The organism is Bradyrhizobium sp. MI1.11 (assembly GCF_055811255.1).
In genome coordinates, this window is record NZ_JBVVPM010000073.1 from 17,277 (window position 1) to 33,179 (window position 15,903).

The window sequence follows — 15,903 nt, forward strand, 5'->3', positions numbered from 1 at the left end:
TGGCGTGCAAGTCTTAAGAGATTTGCAAGGAGCCCTCCAAGCGTCTGGAATCTGACATTGCGGTCAGATTGCAGACTCTCTGACACTTCACGACAATCTGCGGTCGCGCACACTCCCGACGGGCAGCAAGAAACGCGAATGTCTCACATTTGCAAGGTCGCGCAGCTCACTTCTGTCACAATGATCGGGGCTCCCGGACCACCCTGCTCGACCTCGAATTCGGCCTAAGCCGTCCAAGAGACCTGTTTCGCCTGCTCGACGCCCTCCGGCGCAACGGGCATGCTGAACTGAAAGACGGCCCCGTGAGGATCATTGGCGCCCGCCCACATCCGGCCCCCATGCGCCTCAATAATGGAATGGCAAATGGCCAGCCCCATGCCCATGCCTTCTGACTTGGTGGTGTAGAACGCCTCGAACATACGGTCTGCGCTGTTTGGATCGAGTCCTGGACCTGTATCCCGAAAGCTGACCAATACATTATTCGAGCCATCTGTGCGCGTCGTGATCAGTAATTCGCGCTCGCCTTCGTTGATCTCGCTCATAGCCTCGATGGCATTCGTGATCAAATTGAGAATCACCTGCCGTACCTGAACGCGATCTGCCCGAACGAGCGGCAAAGCCTCAGGCCGTCGGGTTTGCACCCACACATCATTTTGTGCAAGTTCCGCGCGGACTAGGGCCAGCACCTCTACGATCAATTCGTCAATTGCAAGAAGCTCCGTTTGCATAGGAGCTTTATTCATTAGAGCGCGGATCCGACGGATCACGTTTCCTGCGCGCATACTGTCACGGACAATCAAACCGAAGGTCTGCCGAACCTCTTCCAGATTTGGCGGTTGAGCACTGAGCCAATTTAGCCCCGCCCCCGCATTACTGCTGATCGCGGCAATCGGCTGGTTCACCTCATGGGCGATCGAGGCGGCCAGCTGTCCCATTGTCGTGATCCGATTGGCGTGTGCAAGGCCCATCAGAGTCTCGCGATAGCGCCGTTCGCTTTCACGGGCCTCCGCTTCCGCTCTCTTTCGTTCTGTCAGGTCTAGGACGAAGCCAACAGCTTGGTGCTCTCGCGCATCGAACACGGCGAGGCCAATCAGCACCGGCACCCGACTGCCATCCTTCCGAACATACTCTTTCTCGAACTGCTGAACAGCTCCGGTCCTTTTTGCTTCTGCGCTAGCATCCATTGTGCGCTCGTGCCATTCTGGAGGCGTCAGATCGAGACCGTTCACTCGGCCTGCGAGGAGATCTTCTTGGTCGTATCCAACCATCGTAAGAAAGGCTTGATTTGCTTCGATGATCTCGCCCCCTTCGTGAATGATAAAGATTCCGATGATGTTAGCGTCGAGCAAGCGCCGGATTTTCGCCTCCCGTTGCTGAACTTCGCTGTACAACCGGCTGTTTTCGAGCGCTGTTGCAGCTTGAGAGGCAAGCATTTTCTGCATTGACGTTCGGGCAGCCGAGAATATGCGCGGTGCGAGATTATTCTCCAGATAAAGTGCGCCGATCAGCTTGCCCTGCGTGATCAGTGGCAGGCAAAGAATAGAACGCGCCTTGCGCTCGCGGATATAAGGATCTTCGGCAAATGAAGGCTGGGCGACAGCATCTTCTAGAACGACGTTTTCGCGGACACGTAGCACAAAATGCAGCACGGATTCGGGAAGAGCCATCGCGGTTACGGGGTGTTCATCCACCTTTACAAGGAGCGTATTTGCTACCGTTGTGGCCTCCGCCTCGATCCGTGGCTGGCCTCCATGCAGCAGAATCAGCAAACCGCGTTCGGCGCCGGCCTGCTCAATGGCCGTCCGCATAAGCGTGTCGATTAATTTCTCGAGCACCATCTCGCCGGAAATGGCTTGCGAGACTTTTGTCACCGTCGCCAGATCAAGATGCTCAACCGGAGCTCCGATCGTCATGCCATTCACGGCAAGAGGGGGCTCCTGATGCATGAGATGTGGATGCAGCTCCTCGAGTTGACGCACCTTACCATCCGCTCCCCAACGAAGGTAGCCGCGCCGCGCGTCCTGCAGGTAAACCCGGGAGATCCTGCCAAAACCGCGTGCAGCATAAAAGCGCGCGGCAAGTTCACAAGCGATCCCCTCGTGGTGGGGGAAACCGTTACGTCCTGCGGTTTGGATTGAGTGTTCGTACAGTCGCATTGCGTCTGCATCCCGGCATTCCAGCCTCGCAATTTCAGCTCCGACCAAGGCAGCCCGATTCTCGAAGTTGTCGGGGCAATTCGTCGCCCATGTCTGCAGTTGCCTGTAATGGGCATCAATGATATGTCGGTGTGGCTGTTGTTCGCCTTCGCCCAGCCTGTCGCAATAACACGAGTGAGACAGCGCACCGTAAAAGTGAAACTCCGCGGTCAAGGGCTCTGTTGGTATGGTCCATAGTTTGGGCTCGGCCTTCGAGCGAGCCTCAACAGCTGCAGCATAATCGCCGGATAGGAAGCGCGCCTGAAGTTTGCGGATCCAGTAGACGGTTTCGCTAGGTGACTCCGGACTTCCTGCCAACGATCGTTCAACGTCTAGCTCGTCAAATTGTTGGTCATCGAAGCAACCGAGTGAGCGCGTGAGGCCGCGCATGGTTCTGATGATTGCGAGCTGAGCGGCTACCGCCTCAGCAGCAAATTGTACCTTTCTGTTCCGGATCGTAGCAGCGCTTTTCTCTAACTGGTTCTGTACCTCTTTCAGGTGATCTCCGGCCATCATCATACTTGAGGTTAGATGGACCGAACTGTACGCCTCATAGATGACATCACCGCTACTGACCGCGGCTTCGAGGGCTCGCCGGATCAAAACTCGGCCGTCTCTAAGCGGCTTCGTCCACGGGATCACGTTGCCTCCGACGGCCAAATAGACGTGAGCCCGAAAACGAGAGAACTCACCGCGATCAACCAGGTCGCAAGCAAGACGACCAAATTTATCAGCCGCTTGGTAGTCACCGAAGCGTCCGGCCGAGATTCGGCCTAGCCATGCGTAATGGGCGCAGGAAGCATCAGTGTTGCCGTATTTGAGGCTGATGGTGACCGCTCGGCAGATCACCAAAGCGGATAAATTGGCGTCCGTGAAGCCTGCCGGCGGAACAATCCGCGTCAACACGGCAAGTGTGGCAAGCGTGGCCTGGTCTGTCATTCGAGGCAAATCAGCAAGATCCTCGATTGCGTCGGGCAGCTGTGACCACATCCGCTGATATTCGGCCAGCATTTCCTGGTCCGTCGGACGCTGCGACCACTCGATGCCGACGCCGCGAAGATATTCGAGACCTATGAGCACTGCCCGGCCGTGCTGACCTAGCGTCAAGTAAAGATCGACCCGCAAACATGCGACCGTTGCTCGTTGGGGCCCGTTCAAGGCGTGCTTCGGCAGTGCGGACAAGAGACGCTCTGCAATCTCCAGCTGGCCTACCAAGAATTCGCATTCGGCCCGGCTGGTCTCGAGTGCGAACGCGAGTTCATGGCGCGTTTGCCAAGAGTGCTCTGCGAGCAGCGCAGCACCGACGGTGAAATATGAGAGTGCCGAGGCGTAGGCCGCCGACCCCCTGGCACGCTGCCCTGCGACCAAATTCAGCTGCGCAAGCTGCTCTAGCTCCGGATCGGAAGTGATTAGTGCGACACCTCGATTGAGCTGACTGACGATGTCGAAGATGGCCTCTTCACGTTTGTCCACAGGAACATGTGCCGCAAGCATCCGACCGATCCGCAGATGGGAAGGAGCGCGCGAGGATTCCGGCATCAGCAAGTAGGCCGCCTCTTGAACGCGATCGTGGACGAAGCGGTAAGCTGTCCCATGCCGCACAATCAGTTCCCGCCGAATTGCCGGCCACAGGGTCGCGTGCACCTGCTCCTCTGCAATTTCGAGCACAATCGCAAGGTCCGCCGTCCCGGCGATGTTGCCGAAACAGGCCAGCTGTTGCAGCGCGCACTGCGTTTCCTTGGGCAGCCGGATGAGCTTGCCGAGCATCAGATCGACGACGTTCTCGGTGTATGCTTTTGCCTTAATGCGCTGCAGATCCCAACGCCAGCGCGCCGACTCGTGATCGAACGTCAACAGCTGCTCTCCGGCCAGTTCAGACAAGAATTGAATGGCGAAGAACGGATTGCCCATCGTCTTCTGATGCACCAGGCTCGCAAGCGGGGCAGCGCGTTTTGGTCCGCAGCGAAGGGTATCCGCGACCAACTGCGCGACGTCGTCTGCGCTGAGCGGCGATAGCGTGATCTCCTGTAGATTTCGGCCGGCTCTCCGGATGGGCTCGAGCTTGCGTTTGAGCGGATGATCTGCATCAACTTCATTGCTGCGGTAAGCTCCAACAAGCAGCAGGTGCAGATCCGGCTGGGCCAGCAGATCCTCGATCACGTCGAGTGTTGCGGCGTCACACCACTGCAAATCGTCGAGGAAGAGCACCAATGGATGGGTCCGCCGGGCGAACACGCCAATAAAGCGACGAAGCACGAGCTGGAAACGGATTTGCGCTTGACGGGCTGGAAGCTCAGCAACCGCGGGCTGCTCCCCGATAACCAGGCTCAGATCGGGGATCAATTCGACGATCAGCCGTCCATTCCCAGCGAGGGCCTCCCGGAACGCTTGCCGCCAGGTCGCGAGTTCGCCCTCACTTTTGCTGAGAAGAGGACGCACAAGGCTCTGAAGGGTCTGCACTAGTGTCGCAAAGGGCACATCGCGCTTCACTTGGTCGAATTTGCCTGATGCCAACAGCCCGCGCGAGGGCACGAGTACTTTGTGTAGCTCTTGGACAAGCGAAGACTTACCGATGCCGGAATAACCGGCAACCAGCACCAACCTCGGCGCGCCGCTCTTCACCGCGCCATCGAAAGAGCCAAGCAAGGTCTCGATCTCGCGGGCTCTCCCATAGAGCTTCTCGGGGAGGATCAACCGATCAGGTGTGTCGTCTGCGCCAAGCTCAAAAGGCTCGATGCGACCATGGTTGGCCCATGCTGCCAGACAGTGTTGCAGATCGTGTTCAAGGCCAGCGGCAGTCTGGTAGCGTTCCTCGGCGGTTTTCGCGAGGAGTTTCATCACAATGTGAGAGATTGGCTCCGGGACATTTTGCGATTTCTCGAGGGGCGGTGTTGCTTTTCTTGCAATATGACAATGAATCCACTCCAACGGGTCTGAGCCCGTGAACGGCATCGCGCCGGTCAGCATCTGGTAGAATATCACGCCAAGTGAATAGAGATCACTGCGAGAGTCGACTGAGCGATTCATTCGTCCGGTCTGTTCGGGCGCCATGTAGGGCAGCGAGCCGGCGATGAACTCGGCAGGCTCAGGCGGCACCCGCTCGCGGGAAAGCCGGGACGCCAGCCCGAACCCGGTGAGTCGTACTTGTTCGTCAGGACAATTGACCAGAATGTGACCGGGTTTCAGGTCCTTGTGGATTAAGCCGCGGCGGTGAAGCTTGCCCACGGACCTCGTGACACCGATAGCAAGGCGCAGGAAGCGCTGAGGCTCCATGCCGACTCCAACTAAGTTTAGCAGCGGCTCCCCGCATGGATCCTCCAGGACCAGCATGGTACGACCAGCTTCCCGGATGAGTTCCAGAGGCCGCACCGCCCATGCCTCATCTAGCTCCTCTCTCAGCTCATACTCGTGGGCGAGGCACTCGATCGTGGCGGGGTGTTCCGCGGTGGGCCGCACGAGAAGCACGACAGCCTTGCTGCCGTTGATTTGCCGCCACGCACGGCAGAACACACGACCTCCGTCCCTCCACAGGGGCTGGATGTCGTTGTCGAGATTTGAGCCGAACACAGTTCGGCTGGGAGGGTCGCGCGGCATTTGCCTGACCAGACTAAGAAGACGCGAGCCAAAATCTGACACATAAGGGGCGCCCTTGTGAAGGAACTTCGCAAAATTCGCCGCTGGTCCGGATCAAGGCCGCCAAAGAGTAGCCCGCAGTAAGCACAATATAACGGACGCACGCTATATGTTAGAGCCCGATCGTGTCGATCGAGCGCAGCCCTGCGCGCACGTCCAGCCCGGGCGGCGGCTCCGGACTACGTAGCGCGCCGGCGCGGAAGGAGTCCTTCGTGATAGAGCGGCTCAAGCCGAAGGCTTCCCACGCCAGGGACAGCGGCTCGATTGACGCGTGGCCGAAAATGCCGCCACTAACAATGAAGTTGTTTGGCACGGCTAGTTTGAAGAGGAACAACTCGCCCGGCTGGAGCGCCCGAAAGTGCGTTCTGCCGCTGGTTGCCACAAAAACGTCGTTTGATCTGCTTCCGGTTGATCGCTTCCCTTTGGCAGGTTAAAGATAGCTGGAATACTGGGCTCGCCCTCGGATTCATATTTCAAGGCGGCGGCACGGACAAAGCCTGGCAGCAATCCTCTTGAGGCAAACGTAGGAGACGGTTGTCGCCGGTCCAGCGGGGAACGAACCTCTCGACCACGAGCACACGGTTGCCTTCAAGCTCCTCGATCGCAATCGCGGCGCTCGGAAGTCCGAGAGCTGCTGTCAGCTTGAGGCAGAAGAACCCATTCTCGACGCTGTAGGAAAGATTGAGGCCGTTCGGCAGTCGGTCAATCCGCGGTTTGAGAATGTGCGTCGTGGCTGTAGTCGCCAGCGGCTTGTACCAACGCCCTTTCCAGAACAAGAGCGCGGTCTTTTCCTGGGCGCCGGCGATCGAGATCCGAAAGTCCTCGTCCTCACCAAGTTCAAGGAGAGCCGATGCAAAGGTCGCCGAGAAGCCGGGCGATTCTCGTCGTCAACGGGTCTGCCGTCAACAGCCCCGGCAGCGCCCGGGTTCGATGCCGTCCGGCAGGAATTGCAATGGGCCGACGCAGTCCCGTCCGACCCCAGTGAGTAGGTCGTAAGCGTCGATGCCCTGAGCGTGGGCTCGCTCCGCCATAAGATGGCGGATGGGCATGCTGTCGGGCAGGAGATTGTCGGAAACGGCGACGACAGCGGCACCGATATAGCGGTCCCTCACGCAGAGCAGAGATAGCGACACGGGCAGCGCATGCTCCCAGGCAAGCCAGGACGGATCGTACTGAAAGTCGATTGCGCCGACGAATGGTGTCCTGCAATGCGCGTTCACCGGCTTCGGATGAGGAGAGCACAAGGTTCGCTTTGTGGGCAATCTCGGATCGGCACATACTTTGATCCGTCATCTCCTCGACGAAGATGGGTGCGCTGCCTAAAACCCAGCGACGCTCCTTACAAGCTGGGTTCCAGCGAGCCCTTCTTCGATAGCCTTTTCGAACGGAGACGGCTGCGATCCTGAACAACGTGTTCCTTGCCCTGACCAAGACCGGCCACCAGCCTTGGATTGGCGAACAACCCCGCAATGTCAGCATGACAGTGGGCCGTTAAGACGATCTCGTTCACGCTCGACCACCCGGGGCCAGGACGCAGGCCAAAGGACGACTCCAAACACCGCATGAAGCTTCCGAAACCCTCCGACTGGAGATCCCAGCCACTGGAGAACAGCGGAACGCCTTCTCGTCCCAGTCGCGCTGCGACAGATCTAACTTGCCAACTACGAACTCCACCTAGTCGGCTCGAGAGATGCTAACTCGATCGATCTACAAGACATGTACAACGTGACCCTACGTACGATTCAAGCCTTTCCCGTCCTGTGTGAAGTAGCAGGGAGTCACCATCTACTTTGGCTGCTAAACGAGTCTCAGTTTTGCCACGCGGGTCACATCATCTGGGACACCATCACCACGGATGTACTGGCGATGTGGGGCGAACCCGGCACACTTCTTCTCAAAGGAGTGCGCCGGGCCGCCTTAATGAGTTGCGTCGGAAGATTGATGAGCTAGTGGGCGGTTGGCGGCTGCTCCAAGCGGACCGCTCGAGCCAGTTTCAGCCCTATACTGCGGCATTGAGGAGCTAAGCTTCGAATCAGCGTGCTCGATACGCACCTATGGTGCCCGCCAATCCCGCGAATGCGCCCTCTCCATTTGAATACAAACATCATCTTCGGATACGAGCAGCGAAGCAATCGGCAGGACGCACGAACGTGGGCGCCCCCGCAGCTCGAGATGATTACATTTCCTACAAAGCACGACCAAAAGGACTTGAATCGCACCATGCGTCAGGTTGTACGAAACCGATGCAAGGTGCTTTCCCAAGCTCGCTAAAGACGCAACTCACAGGCGCTCTGACGACGCAAAAAAGAATTTATGTGCTGATGCCGCTGCTACTCGTTCTGATGTCCATTTTCTTTACTGCGGTTGCGATAGTCTACGCCGCATGCCGATCTCAACAACGCCGGCGGGATCGGCGCATGCACAGGCACATTCGCCCCGATTCGCTCAGCTCGCGCCCACGCGTGCAGCTACCGAGGCGGCGGGCATTTTGATCCGGCCGCTTAACGAGAGTCCGCCGACGCCTCATGCGCCTGAACGGGGATGCCAAGCGGCATCCACCGCCAGCTAGAGCGAGCGCCTCAACTTGGCTGCTGATTGATTTGATCAATGCCGCCGGGCCGTTCCAACGGGACGGCGGACAGACGGAAGCCAGTTCTCGACCACTCGGGCCCTTTTTGCTAGACTTTCGTGATAATGTCTTACGCACGCAAACGGCTGGCCGTTCGCATACCTGGAAGATCTCAGAGATTTGCACTGCGCGAAAGCTCCTGAGAAGGCCGCCACGAGCAACCTTTGGTCGTGGCTCCACGGAACCTCTACCACCATTGCAAAGTGAGGCTTTTATCGTGACCAAGCGCTCTGAACCGCGGAAGCAAGCCGCAACTGTCGAAGGGCCGGAGGTGAGACCGAGCGTGTTGGTCGTCGACGACGACCTCTCAATGCGCGAATCGCTCGTCAACCTGTTTCGTTCGATCGGTCTAGACGTTGTTGCTTTCGGATCGGCCCAGGAACTGCTCCAGAGCGAGCTTCCTGATGTTCCCAGCTGCCTTGTGCTTGATATCAGACTGCCGGGCTTGAGCGGGCTGGAGCTCCAGGTTGAATTAGCCAAACTGAAGGTTCACATTCCCATTATTTTCATCACCGCTCATGGCGATATTCCGATGACCGTCAAAGCGATGAAGAATGGAGCAATCGATTTTCTCGGCAAGCCGTTTCGCGATCAGGAACTGCTCGATGGAGTGGTCGCAGCGATCGAACAGGATCGCAAGAGACGAGCTATAGACAAGGTTGTCACGAAGCTGCAATCCTTGTTCGAGGCTCTAAGTCCACGAGAGCAGGATGTCTTGAGACTGGTCGCCACGGGCCTCTTGAACAAACAGGTAGCCGCGGAACTCGGGCTTGCCGAGATTACAGTCAAAATCTACCGGGGGCACGTGATGAAGAAGATGGGTGCTCGATCACTAGCCGATTTGATTAGAATGGCGGAGAGGCTGGGAATTGGGACCGACCGTTTCAGAGTACAAACCTAAGTATGATTTTACAATTTCTTCGTACACGCGCACCCTTCAGCTGGCCGCCATGCTTCGGCCAGTGCCTTCGCCCAACCAGGACGGGTGGTCTTGTCTAACACTATTTCCGTTGTCGACGATGATCCTTCAATTCGTGTCGCGCTGAACAACCTCTTGAAATCACAGGGCCACATCGTTCATACGTTTGCTTCGGCTGAGGAATTCCTGGAGTCGTCTCAATTGAACGGCACGTCCTGTGTAATTGCAGACGTGCAGATGCCCACGATGAGCGGCTTTGAACTTTTAGAACAGATGCGGGCCCAAGGCCACGCTGCGCCATTCATTTTGATTACTGCCTTCGCGGATGATCGCACGCGAGCCCGCGCTTTGAGCGCCGGCGTGACCGGCTTTTTCGCTAAACCGTTTCCCGCTCTGGAGTTGATGGCCTGCGTCGATGAAGTACTCCGCGAGCACCGTCCCGGAACAAACGCCTGAAAGCGGGGCAAGCAATCTGGACCAAGCCGCGCCCGCGCGGCGCTCACGATGTCGATCAACGCGCGATTGCTCGTGCTTACGCCGCGCCAGTGGCGACCATCACCTTTTGATGTAGCCGCACTCCTGTCGCTGTTGTCGCACTTTCGACGTCTGGTTGAAGCACCTTGCTAGTTCGGGCCCCTGACAACATGCCTCCCGTATGATCGCGTAATCCGACGAGGCCGAAGCGCTCGTCGCGTTAACGCAGGAGCGCGCGATCTTGAGTGCGACAACCATTGCTGAGTTCGGCGCGAAAGTGCCACGGATCCGGCCGCCGAGTTTGGCGGAAAAGGAGGCGGCGATCGCGGCCAACATCACGGAGTTTGTCAAGACGTTCGCTGCGGAATTCCGAGAAGCCGCAAAGACGTATGTTGGCAGATCGAATGTTGGCGGATCGAACGGTTTGCACCGCCAGATCCGCTAAATTCGGTTCGATCCCAGCAACTCTTCGGACTGAAGCACCGGAAGCTTACGCATCCGTTGGAATGGCAACACAAGTGCCGCTGGCAGATTCGATCTCAAGCCATGCCTTTGCTGCCGAACGCATCCACGCCGACGACTGCCCGGCGATTGTGTCAACCAAGCGCAAGGCCAAAACCGGTCGGGCGGCGGGCGTGTCCTTCTAGTCCCTGAGACCGTGGCCTGAGCATGTCGCTTCCGGCTCGCGGTATCCTGACGCAAGGTACCGCACGCATGCGCAACGTCTTCCCGCGCGGCTAGGTAAACCTGTTCGCGAAAGATGACTTAACACGGGGGCCGTCGCTGGATGGGGACGAAGCTACTAGAGATGGTAGCTTTGTTCCGCCTGGTTCTCAGGTAACCCGTTGGAGCTGATTTTTAGATGCGCTACGCGCAACCCAAACGATGCCGAGAGGCGCGGAACCCGCGGTCATGGCCTGCCAGTCCTGCACGATGTTGGCCCGCGTTGTTTCATCGGGCAGATTGTCTGGTCGACGCGACGACCGCATGGTTGGAGTACACAGGGGAGCCGAATGAAGACAATTGAAACGCTAGAGTCCAATGTGCGTACGTACTCACGTTCCTTTCCTGCTGTCTTCAATGGGGCGCGCGGTTCAATTATGTTCACAGGGGGCGGCCGAAAGGTCATTGACTTTCTGTCTGGCGCTGGAGCGCTAAACTATGGCCACAACAATCAGCAGATCAAAGCAGCAATCAGCGACTATCTGGAGTCGGACGGGGTCGTCCACGGCTTGGACATGGCCACTCCAGCAAAAGTCGAATTCATGGAGACCTTTAGCTCTGTTATTCTTCGGGAACGGAATCTTTCCTACCGCTTTCAATTCACCGGGCCTACAGGAGCTAACGCCGTTGAAGCAGCTCTAAAGCTCTCGCGTAAAATCACAGGGCGTCACAACGTCATTTCTTTCACGAACGGATATCACGGCCAAAGCTTGGGAGCCACAGCCGCGAGCGGTAACCGCTTTTACCGTAAAGCCAGCGGGATTCCCTTATCCGGCACAACTTTCATGCCCTATGATGGGTATCTTGGCTCCTCGTACAGTCCGGCGGATTACGTTCGAAAGGTGTTAATGGACGAGAGCAGTGGTACTGATCTTCCAGCCGCCATTCTCGTCGAAACACTGCAAGGAGAGGGAGGCATTAACGTCGCCGGCAAGGAATGGCTGCAGTCAATGCAGGCTTTGGCAAAGGAGGTCGGAGCTATTTTCATAGTTGACGATATCCAAATGGGCTGTGGTCGCACAGGTGAGTTCTTCAGCTTCGAGTTCGCTGCGTTGTCGCCAGACATTGTTGTGATGTCGAAATCGCTGAGTGGTTACGGCTTGCCATTGTCGATGCTCTTGATCAAGGAAGCGATCGACGCATGGGAACCAGGCGAGCACACGGGAACATTTCGCGGAAACAACCTTGCACTCGTTTCTGGCAAGGCGGCATTGGATCTGTATTGGCGCAACCAGACGTTCTCGCAACAGATCCAACGCTTGGGTGCATTTATGCGGCGTCGACTCGATGCTATCGCGCATCAGCACGGAAACGAGTTTGCCGTTCGTGGACGCGGCATGGTATGCGGCTTCGATTGCAAAACGAGCGAGATCGCAGAGGCGACGTCACGGAGGGCATTTGTGAAGGGATTGATTATCGAGCGATGCGGACCGACGGATCAGGTTGTCAAGTTCCTGCCTGCACTTACGATCGACGAAGAAACGTTGGGACAAGGGCTCGATATATTCGAGGAGTCATTGACTGAAACCTTGAATTTGGCCCGACCAAGCTAACTTGCCGGCACACGAGAGACACTGGTCCTAGCGACAGCATCGCCGCCAACGGCATTGGGGTGGGTCCTTGCTTCGCGCCGAAACGGTCAGGGGTTGTGAGGCAATAATGTGGAGCTAACGCCTGAACGCCAGCGCTGTTTGTGATCCGCTGAGTCGCTGGTGCGCGAAGAAGGCCTTGCTCCCTGCTTGATCCGCAACAAGTGAGTGTGGAGCCCCCTAGGCCCGCCGAAGGCGACCTCGTTGGCGGAGCGGAGTCGAATGGTGTAGTAGGCCTTCAAAGTGCTGCGCGAAGAGTTATTGAATGACGATCGCATCTAAGCCAGTCCACAAGTGAGGAGAGTCCGCCCGCCGCTGCGATCTACCGCCTCATCCCCACGCCAAGCTCAGCTGATATTGATCGAGAAGCCTGCCTCGGCGACGTCGCGCACGCGCATCTGACCGTGCTCTTTCACGCACTCCTGCGTTAGATCTGGCCTCCTTGGAGCATTAGGTCATGTTGCTCGAATGCAGTTGGTCATCCGCCCAAGTACGATCAACCAGGCCTCCCCCGGATGCACATAAGCCACGAGCTTCAGCTAGAGATGGTACTCCACACGCGCAGCCCGTTTCACGCCTGGCCTTCATGAGCACGTGTCCATCACACGGGTGCGGACTTTGTCAGGACCGTAGACATTCCGCAGCTGCGATCCAGCAGAGCCGTTTACACCATAAATGCGGCAGCAATCACTGCGGCGGCGGCTTTACGGCAAAAGTCGTCACGGCAAGCGCGGTTCAGGCATGAGTTGCACGAAGCCGAACGAGCAGCTCAATTCAAAAAGCGTTGGTCCTCGGCTTTTGCTCCACAACTCGGAGCACCGATATCCGTGTGCCCCGCAGCCCGATGCCATAGCCCCAAGTTGGCGTGATCGAGTTCAGCTATCAGACGCCCCGTTAGCTTGATCACCCCGGCGTCGACGGGACCAAATGTCACTATGCTGGGCGAACCGGAGAAGCCCGACGCATCTGCCGGGTCCGAGATGCGTCGGGCTGAGTGGGAGACTGAGTGCGACAGTCTTCCTCCCAGAGCCGCGTCTGCAACTAGCATGCCGTGCCCGCACTGCTAGCCCAGCATCTCAAACCAAATATCGGCTCTCTGCCGCACAGTTTGCTGAGGCGTACAGAGACGCTCGGCCCACGGCTAGTTCCTCAAGGCCTAACCAGTTGAGCTTGTTGCCCTTCCAAAAACTCCCACCATCACCTTTCGTCTGAACCAAAAATGAGGCAGAAGAAGCGGACAACGGGCCGCCGGCTCATCAACAACAGATATCTAGATGTTTGATAGATTGCAACGCGTGACTGGAATAATGGCCCCGAGCTCGCGCACGACCGGGGCAAGCGATCGAGATCTGAGCTTAGATTTCGCGAAAGGTGCGCTCATTGTCTTGGTAATCGTTGGGCACCTGATCCAGTATGTCATCTATCGAGACGGCGGCTTTTGGTATTCGCCGTACTACAAAGCAATCTATATGTTTCACATGCCACTCTTTATGGCGATAAGCGGCTATCTTTCTTCGCGATCGTTGCTGCAGAAGTCGTTCACTCAGGCCGCCATCGCCCGTGCGACGCAGCTCTTACTGCCCATGCTGTTTTGGTGGGCGCTCATGGAGACAGCTAAGTCAGCGGCATTGTGGCGCGCGACCAGCCTAACTACCGGACTTTTGGAATTTGTAGACGATCTTGCCGGCACATACTGGTTCATCTGGGCCACGTTTGTTTCTTACCTTCTCATCAAGATACTCACCAGGCTGAGCCACCGATCGTTGGTCATATCTGGCTCAGCGATACTGATTGCACTCGTTCCTCTGACGTTCTCCATATCACCCTTGATCAGGTTCACTTACCCGTTCTTCTGCTTGGGATTCTTGTTTGCTCAATCGAACGAACGATGGACGACTACATCGCGATCTCACAAGCCGCTCTTGATTTTATTTCTCTCGGTCTTGACTTGCGTATGTTTTGTAGCCTGGGGCAAGGACACTTATGTCTACAATAATCTTGGACTAATTCACGATTTTCGGTCGGCCAAAGACGTGCTTCTGATGTTTGTTGGCGCTGCAGCTGCCTCAGCAATCGCCATCGAACTCTTGCTGCAATGCTGGCGCTTTAGCCACTCAACCCGAATCGCCCGCTTTATAGCTATGGAGTTGGGCCAGACCACGCTGCTGCTCTACCTTGTCCAGGGTACCGTGTTCCGTCTAATGGATTTCATACAGCTCGGAGAACTTTGGGATCTCACGACCCGGTTGATCATGGCGGGTCTGCTCGGGGCGGCAATTGTTGCGATCGCGCTAGTGGTCCGCTCGACTGTTCGCGGCGTTCCATATCTGTCTCAGCTCGTCCTTGGAATGCCACCGCGGTCAGGTCTCCCGCGAGCCAAACCCGCAATGAACTAGCTGTATGCATTTGATCGTCCGAGTACGGCAGGATGTTGCGATGGCATCGCCTTGTGCTGACGCCGGAATAGCGTTCGAAGCCCGATCGGGTGGCGTCGGCGTCCACCGGCCGAGCCGGTCGGCATAGAGTAACGTAACATGCGAGTAACTATCGTCCATTTCGGCACCTTATGGCAAGGCACTCTCAACTCGTTCCGGAAGCCGACGACAACTCAGACTCCCTAGTCTTGCGGAGCCGCGCGCGTCTTCAGGCCAGCGCATCGGCAGCGTCATAGACGCCCGCATATATTTCGTGCAGGTCTCCTAGTGTTACACAACATGGCGGCATCACATAGATCGTATTACTGCAGCAAGAGATTGCGCACTTTAAAGAAGGCGTGAAGCTTCGGGCCGACGCCTGCGAATGGCCGGTATCCTTCGTCTTCAGATCGAGTGCACTGTGACGGCGCCGCTACGGCGAACGTTTGCAAAGCGCGGATCGCCGCGGAAAGGTTCAATTGCCTGCTCTTGCATGGTTGCGAGCGCAACAATGCGTCTGACCTGTCTTTCCACAGTTACAGGTTAGCCTTGGCGGCGGCACAGGCCAGCGGATTTCGGGGAAGCGGGTATTTTAAGGCGGTAACGCTCCGGAACGATCCGATCGGCCGGAAGACCGCTCAGCCGTGCAACCAGCTGGCTATCGGTCTCCCCTTCAAAACGATTCTCGCCAACGATATAGGGCAGGATCTGCGGATTCGAAGGACTTCTCTCGCCTCGCACAGCCATCTCCCGATGCGAGAACGCGACCAGCTTCGTCAACCGTTCTTCGCTCCGGCTCCTCCTGCAGGATCAAGAGAGACTCCCGCACGGCCACCGCCATCAACAGCGACCGAGCGGTCGCGAAGATGAACGGGCGACAGCGATTGATCGTGCGCAGCACGCCAGTGGCGGTGACAAGCGCGCCGGAAGCTCCCAGCGCCTTACCGCAGGCATGAACAACGAGGAGATTCTCGCGTCGTTCATAGGCCGCCGTGAGCCCTCGCCCTTGCTCGCCGTAAACGCCCGTTGCATGAGCTTCGTCGCCAACCATGAACGCATCGTGCCGGTGCGCGATCCCGAGCAGGTCTCCAAGCGGTGCGACGTCGCCATCCATGCTGTAGAGGCTCTCGACTATGAAGTGCTCCCCAAAACTAGGCCAGCTGATGCTGGAATTTTCCGGGGTTTTGAAGTGCTCCCCAAAACTAGGCCAGCTGATGCTGGAATTTTCCGGGGTTTAGCTCATGCCGGCGGGGGCGCCGATGAGCCATTCAACAGCGATATCGGCGCCTTGTTGCCGATCGCGCTATGGGGCCGGACTTCGTTGTAG

Annotated in this window: 12 protein-coding genes and 1 pseudogene; 6 read left to right on the plus strand and 7 right to left on the minus strand. The window is 57.4% G+C overall.

The window, feature by feature from the left end; translation table 11 throughout:
• Positions 1-224: 224 nt before the first annotated feature.
• From AC0L30_RS38305 to AC0L30_RS38325, 5 genes are all read right to left on the minus strand, one after another.
• Positions 225-5,789, minus strand: a complete 5,565-nt coding sequence (locus AC0L30_RS38305; protein WP_473406432.1) for a trifunctional serine/threonine-protein kinase/ATP-binding protein/sensor histidine kinase — start codon at positions 5,787-5,789, stop codon at positions 225-227.
• Between the two features lie 151 nt (positions 5,790-5,940).
• The gene (locus AC0L30_RS38310) at positions 5,941-6,210 is read right to left on the minus strand and encodes a hypothetical protein (protein WP_473308819.1); all 270 of its coding nucleotides are present in this window, start codon (positions 6,208-6,210) and stop codon (positions 5,941-5,943) included.
• A 91-nt stretch (positions 6,211-6,301) separates the two neighbouring features.
• Positions 6,302-6,604 carry a HipA domain-containing protein gene (locus AC0L30_RS38315; protein ID WP_473308821.1) on the minus strand — a complete coding sequence of 101 codons (303 nt, stop codon included), beginning with the start codon at positions 6,602-6,604 and terminating at the stop codon, positions 6,302-6,304.
• Between the two features lie 126 nt (positions 6,605-6,730).
• Positions 6,731-7,048, minus strand: coding sequence for a HipA N-terminal domain-containing protein (locus AC0L30_RS38320; RefSeq protein WP_473406434.1), 318 nt, complete (start codon positions 7,046-7,048; stop codon positions 6,731-6,733).
• A gap of 119 nt (positions 7,049-7,167) precedes the next feature.
• Positions 7,168-7,338, minus strand: coding sequence for a hypothetical protein (locus tag AC0L30_RS38325; RefSeq protein ID WP_473308824.1), 171 nt, complete (start codon positions 7,336-7,338; stop codon positions 7,168-7,170).
• 1,390 nt (positions 7,339-8,728) lie between these two features.
• On the opposite strand from AC0L30_RS38325, the gene AC0L30_RS38330 reads away from it, so the two are divergent.
• The 6 genes from AC0L30_RS38330 (at position 8,729) to nolL (ending at position 14,558) form a co-directional block, all read left to right on the plus strand.
• Positions 8,729-9,358: a response regulator transcription factor gene (locus AC0L30_RS38330; protein ID WP_473308830.1), complete on the plus strand. Its 630-nt coding sequence runs from the start codon at positions 8,729-8,731 to the stop codon at positions 9,356-9,358.
• Between the two features lie 84 nt (positions 9,359-9,442).
• The gene (locus tag AC0L30_RS38335; protein ID WP_085348748.1) at positions 9,443-9,832 is read left to right on the plus strand and encodes a response regulator transcription factor; all 390 of its coding nucleotides are present in this window, start codon (positions 9,443-9,445) and stop codon (positions 9,830-9,832) included.
• 259 nt (positions 9,833-10,091) lie between these two features.
• Positions 10,092-10,295 carry a hypothetical protein gene (locus AC0L30_RS38340; RefSeq protein WP_473308825.1) on the plus strand — a complete coding sequence of 68 codons (204 nt, stop codon included), beginning with the start codon at positions 10,092-10,094 and terminating at the stop codon, positions 10,293-10,295.
• A gap of 61 nt (positions 10,296-10,356) precedes the next feature.
• Positions 10,357-10,497: a hypothetical protein gene (locus AC0L30_RS38345; RefSeq protein WP_158091512.1), complete on the plus strand. Its 141-nt coding sequence runs from the start codon at positions 10,357-10,359 to the stop codon at positions 10,495-10,497.
• Between the two features lie 366 nt (positions 10,498-10,863).
• Entirely contained in the window at positions 10,864-12,126 is a 1,263-nt protein-coding gene (gene ectB, locus AC0L30_RS38350) for a diaminobutyrate--2-oxoglutarate transaminase (protein ID WP_473406433.1), read from the plus strand.
• 1,310 nt (positions 12,127-13,436) lie between these two features.
• Positions 13,437-14,558: a nodulation factor fucose acetyltransferase NolL gene (gene nolL / locus AC0L30_RS38355; protein ID WP_473308827.1), complete on the plus strand. Its 1,122-nt coding sequence runs from the start codon at positions 13,437-13,439 to the stop codon at positions 14,556-14,558.
• A gap of 585 nt (positions 14,559-15,143) precedes the next feature.
• Here the strand turns inward: nolL and AC0L30_RS38360 are convergent.
• Both AC0L30_RS38360 and AC0L30_RS38365 read right to left on the minus strand, forming a co-directional pair.
• A pseudogene (locus AC0L30_RS38360) lies at positions 15,144-15,251 on the minus strand (dethiobiotin synthase); the annotation flags it as partial.
• A complete protein-coding gene (locus AC0L30_RS38365) occupies positions 15,250-15,690 on the minus strand; it encodes an aminotransferase class I/II-fold pyridoxal phosphate-dependent enzyme (RefSeq protein ID WP_473308828.1) in 441 nt (146 codons plus the stop codon). The pseudogene AC0L30_RS38360 and the gene AC0L30_RS38365, both read right to left, overlap by 2 nt.
• Positions 15,691-15,903 lie beyond the last annotated feature (213 nt).